This is a genomic window from Paenibacillus sp. GbtcB18, assembly GCF_019091125.1.
GTDB lineage: Bacteria > Bacillota > Bacilli > Paenibacillales > NBRC-103111 > Paenibacillus_F > Paenibacillus_F chitinolyticus.
The window spans coordinates 1-279 of record NZ_JAGXJX010000268.1; the positions used below are offsets into that span (position 1 = coordinate 1).

Below are 279 nucleotides of genomic sequence, written 5' to 3' on the forward strand. Positions count from 1 at the left end.
TGCTTGAACATACGTTAATCCTGAAGATCTTGCAGCCTCAATCTGTCCTTTTTCAATAGATAATAGACCACTTCGTACAATTTCAGATATCATTGCTGCTTCAAATATTGTTAAAGCAACAATTGTAGCTGTTATAATTTCTAATTTCAATCCTGCTTCTGGCAGTGCAAAATATGTGAAAAATAAAATTAAAAGTAGAGGTAAATTTCGAATCATTTCAACGATAAATCCTAAGACTTGTGAGACAACAGGTATTTTCATGTAGCGCAATATCCCTAT

General features: G+C 32.6%; 1 protein-coding gene. It reads right to left on the reverse strand.

The window, feature by feature from the left end:
• A partial coding sequence (locus tag KVT34_RS30210) for an ABC transporter permease subunit (RefSeq protein ID WP_217563287.1) occupies window positions 1–279 on the reverse strand: 279 nt, incomplete at both ends.